Annotated in this window: 5 protein-coding genes; 3 read left to right on the top strand and 2 right to left on the bottom strand. The window is 68.8% G+C overall.

Features of this window, described 5'->3' with window-relative positions; all coding sequences use genetic code 11:
- Nucleotides 1-196: 196 nt before the first annotated feature.
- Together EFK10_RS52035 and EFK10_RS14330 are read right to left on the bottom strand one after the other, a co-directional pair.
- Entirely contained in the window at nucleotides 197-325 is a 129-nt protein-coding gene (locus EFK10_RS52035) for a hypothetical protein (protein ID WP_265737510.1), read from the bottom strand.
- Between the two features lie 745 nt (nucleotides 326-1,070).
- Nucleotides 1,071-1,265 (bottom strand): hypothetical protein, encoded by a 195-nt coding sequence (locus EFK10_RS14330; protein WP_127356086.1) that lies wholly within the window; start codon nucleotides 1,263-1,265, stop codon nucleotides 1,071-1,073.
- 315 nt (nucleotides 1,266-1,580) lie between these two features.
- On the opposite strand from EFK10_RS14330, the gene EFK10_RS14325 reads away from it, so the two are divergent.
- The 3 genes from EFK10_RS14325 to EFK10_RS14315 all read left to right on the top strand — a co-directional run.
- On the top strand, nucleotides 1,581-2,459 hold the full coding sequence (locus EFK10_RS14325) for an ABC transporter ATP-binding protein (RefSeq protein WP_206305452.1): 879 nt from the start codon (nucleotides 1,581-1,583) through the stop codon (nucleotides 2,457-2,459).
- A 31-nt stretch (nucleotides 2,460-2,490) separates the two neighbouring features.
- The gene (locus EFK10_RS14320; protein WP_127356084.1) at nucleotides 2,491-3,261 is read left to right on the top strand and encodes a hypothetical protein; all 771 of its coding nucleotides are present in this window, start codon (nucleotides 2,491-2,493) and stop codon (nucleotides 3,259-3,261) included.
- Between the two features lie 3 nt (nucleotides 3,262-3,264).
- Nucleotides 3,265-3,526: hypothetical protein (locus tag EFK10_RS14315; RefSeq protein ID WP_164835993.1), on the top strand; the 262-nt coding region annotated here is incomplete at its 3' end.

Here is a 3,526-nt window from a genome sequence, read left to right as displayed (position 1 = left end):
CGAACCGATGACGCCAGACGGGCCGATGAGCATGCCCTACGGCTCACCTCGAACCCCGCGGAACGTTCCCTGCTCACCACACGCCTGCGAGCCACCGACGACACCGGATGAAGGACGCTCGATCCTGTAGGACTCTGTCGCCCGATTCGGCGTTCCCGAACCCGATCAGCTGAGTACTGCAACCGCACTCACGCAATCACCGCAGGTCGAGTGGGGTGCATTGCATACCGGGTATGACGTGCTGTCGGCTTTCCGGATCGCTGACCAGCTGATTCGCGACGTCATCGCGCGCGGCGATCGCCGCCATCTGCTGACGAACCGTCACGGCGTAGGAATCCTGAAACCTGCCTGACCTGCGATGACGCAAAGAGTGCGGTTGCAGTGTCAGGGCCCTTCGCCGCACCGTCGTGGTGCCACGCGACGCCGAATATCTTCTTTCCCGACCGCTTGAACAGCGTGTCGTCGACCACCACCGTGATCGGCGAGTCGGCGGGTAGCAGACACCCACGATGACATCGGCCAACGCCAGCCCCACCTGGTCTGCATACCAGCGGGTCGTAGAGAAGAACCGGTGCGCGCGGCTGTGGTGCCACAAGCGTTCCAGCCCGGCGCCCGGCAGCATTCCGCACACCGCCCGCCGCCACATCTCGGCACCCACAGAGCTGGACGGCGGAGACTCGCACCGGCGTGGATGGATCGTCGAGCAGGCTCATCGGCAAGTCGACGGCCGTCGGGTTCTTGCCGTGGCTGCCGAGCGTGTCCACGCACCGCGGTCCGGATCCGCTCGTCCGAGTCGTTGGCGGCGTGGGCCAGCACGGTGAGGTCAGTGGGTTCGGGTACGAAGCCGAGCAGCCAGATCGCTGCGCGGCGCAGGTCCTGGTCGGGTCATCGGCCCACGGCACGAGGATGCCGCGCGCGGCGGCCGGGTCCTCTTGCGCGAAGGTGTAGAGCTTCGTCGCGAGAGGGTCCTGGTCGTCGCCCAGATTGTGGGAGTAGGCGCGCAGCAGGGCGGCCACAGACGTGCGGTGGGCCGTGTCGGCCAGGATCCGGGCGAGCACATGACGGGCATATCAGTTCCCTGCTTCCACGGCTTCCGCAAGGTGCGCCTCCAGCCGCGGAATCAGCTCTGGCTCTCGGGCGGCGATGAGTTCCTTTTCCGTTTCCGTGTTGCCCAGGGCGTTGATGTCGCAGTCCGGGTCCGCGAGCCCGGCTGTGCGTTCGTCGAGGCGCATGGTGCTAGCGCTCGCTGATCGCTGGTCGTCCAACCCGCCCTCCTCGTGAACTTGCAGACGGTACCGAGCCTGCCGGGCTGCTATCGGCTGGCCCCTGCGCTGCGGCACCGGGTCCGGCCCGGGTCTGTGGGGCCGTCAGGACGTGGTGTGCGCGGTGTCATCCGTCAGGTGGAGACGGCCGCGCCGTACGCCGCAGGATGACAGTCCTGTTCGATCTGTCGCCGGATGGGCGGGGCTCGGCACGGGAATAGCGTCGTGGGCATGGAAACCACAGCGGCGCCGTACGGCGCGAGGGACGATCGGCCGGTCATCGAGACCGCGGGGCTGACCAAACGCTTCGGGAACCGGGTGGCGCTGGACGCGTTGGATCTGCGGGTGCCCGCCGGGTGCGCTTATGGACTGCTGGGAGCGAACGGGGCAGGCAAGACCACGCTGATCCGGATGGTGCTCGGGCTGACCCCTGTCACGTCCGGCTCGATCCGTGTGATGGGGATGCCGATGCCGGCCGCACGTTGCAGGGCGCTTGCCCTGGTCGGTGCGATCGTCGAGGAGCCCCGGTTTCACGCGCACCTGACCGGACGTGAGAACCTGCGCGTCGCCGCTTCGGCGCGCGGCCCGCAGGCGCCGAACCGGGTGGGGTATGTACTGGAGCTGGTCGGGCTGGTTGATCGGGCGGATGACCGGGTCGGTGGCTATTCGCTGGGCATGCGGCAGCGACTTGGCATCGCCCGGTGCCTGCTCGGCGACCCCGGGCTGCTGATTCTGGACGAGCCGATGAACGGACTCGATCCCGCCGGGATCCTGGAGATGCGGCAGATGATCCGGACCCTGGTCGGCGAGGGCCGCACCGTGGTGATCAGCTCCCATCTGCTGGACGAGGTGGAGAAGACGTGTGACGCGGTCGCCATCATCGACCAGGGAAAGCTCGTCGTCCAAGGCCCGGTGTCGCAGATCGCCGGCAGCCGGCGGCAGGTCTTCATCGGATGCGACGACACGGTCCGCGCGGCAGCCGTCCTCCAGGGCCGGGGCGCCGTTGCCGGACTGAGCGTCGAAGCTCCGGGGCTTTTGCGGGTGACGCCCGGCCAGAGCGTGAACGTCGCCTCGGTGAACCGCTTGCTGGTCGAGGCCGGTATCTCGGTCGACCGGATCGAACCGGTGCGCGCCACGCTCGAGGAGCGGTTCCTGGAGATCACCTCTCACCTGGAGACGGCCCGTGAAAGCCACTGACCTCGACCGCCGGCGCACGTATGGAGTCCTCATGACGACGATCGTCCGGATGACCTCGGCCCAGCTGCTCACGCTGTGCAAACGACGAGCGCTGATGGCCTGGTCGGCGGCCCTGTGGGTGGGCGGCCAGATCGTCTTCTACGGGCTGGGCGTGCTGCAGCACGCCACCGACCCGGTGCACCACGCGCCCGCTGGTGGACTGAAGGGTCTGGCCAACGCGATGATGCTGCTGAACTATCTGGGAGGGGTTGCCGCTGTGCTCATCGGAACCGCCGCGGGCGGTGGCGACACCGCGGCAGGTGTCTTCCGCGACCTGGCGTCCACCGGCCGGTCCCGGATCGCGCTGTTCGCGGTACGGATTCCGTCGGCCCTCCTGGTGACCTTCGCCTTCGCCACCGTGTCCTTCGCGTGCACCGCCACGGGAGCCGTGCTCTTCACGGCTGCGGGACCGGGGCCGTCCGCGCGCATCCTGGCCGGTTGCGGGATCGCTGTCGCGGCCAGTGCTGCCCTCTCCACCATCCTGGCGGTCGGGCTCTCCTCGGCTATGTCCTCGCGCAGCGTCACCATAGGACTGCTGCTGTGCTGGAACCTGGCCCTGGGCAGGATCCTGGAGCACGCCACCGGGCTCGGTTCGCTGCGTGACACCGTGTCCCTGGCGGCCGGGGACCGCCTGGTGCCGACAGCCGTCGGCGGAACGTACGTGGTACCCATGCCAGTCTCGACAGCCGTGCTGGTACTCCTGGTCTGGGCCGTCATCCCTGTGGTGGCGGGCGCCTGGCAGACAGCCCGCCGGGACGCGTGAGGTGTGGAACGGTTCTCGTGGCGACGCGCCGGTGACCTGGCGGCCACTGGCGTGCTTGCTGTACTGGTAGTGGCCGGAGCCGTCATCGCCGTACGAAGCGGCAGCGATCCGCAGCGGGCAGGCACGGCCTGCGCGGCCGAGCTGATGAGCGTGGCGGCCTTGGCGGTACGCGGCCGGTACCCCATCCCCGTTCTCGCCGCCACTGCCGTCCTGGGCGGACTTGCGGCGGCAGTCGCGGACCGCACGATCATGGGGCCGCTGCTGC

Source organism: Streptomyces soli, from assembly GCF_003999195.1.
GTDB classification, from domain to species: domain Bacteria; phylum Actinomycetota; class Actinomycetes; order Streptomycetales; family Streptomycetaceae; genus Actinacidiphila; species Actinacidiphila soli.
Note: the sequence above shows the minus strand (reverse complement) of the source record. Positions and strands in the feature narration are given on the sequence as shown.

Bases quoted from the DNA above. Each gene is read 5' to 3' on its own strand.
- EFK10_RS14320 (WP_127356084.1), top strand. From the start codon at position 2,491: ATGACGACGATCGTCCGGATGACCTCGGCCCAGCTGCTCACGCTGTGC.